The organism is Xanthobacter autotrophicus (assembly GCF_030015065.1).
Taxonomy (GTDB): domain Bacteria; phylum Pseudomonadota; class Alphaproteobacteria; order Rhizobiales; family Xanthobacteraceae; genus Xanthobacter; species Xanthobacter autotrophicus_D.
Window position 1 is genome coordinate 1 of sequence record NZ_JAIVFN010000459.1, and the last position, 429, is coordinate 429.

The 429-nt window shown below is 67.4% G+C and carries 1 protein-coding gene; it reads left to right on the plus strand.

All coding sequences use genetic code 11. The annotated features are described in order from the left end of the window. Positions 1–95: 95 nt before the first annotated feature. The coding region (locus K9U40_RS24025; protein WP_282892557.1) for a glycerophosphodiester phosphodiesterase family protein at positions 96–429 on the plus strand (334 nt) is incomplete at its 3' end.

The window sequence follows — 429 nt, forward strand, 5'->3', positions numbered from 1 at the left end:
GGGACGGGGTGATGGTGGCCCGCCACGAGAACGAGATCGGCGGCACCACCGACGTCGCCTCGCATCCGTAGTTCGCCAGCCGCCGCACCCGCAAGGTGCTCGATGGGCAGCAGGTCGAGGGCTGGTTCACCGAGGACTTCACCCTGGCCGAGCTGAAGACCCTGTACGCCCGTGAGCGCCTGCCGGAACTGCGCAGCACCGCCTACGACGGCCAGTTCCGCATCGCCAGCCTGGACGAGATCCTGGCCTTCCTGGTGCAGCAGGCCGGGCGCGCCAACCGTGGCATCGGCCTCGTGCCGGAGATCAAGCACCCGACCTATTTCCAGTCCATAGGCCTGCCGATGGAAGACAAACTGCTGGCCGCGCTGCGTGGCAACGCGTACACCAATGTCGGCCCGGTCACGATCCAGTCGTTCGAGACCGCCAACC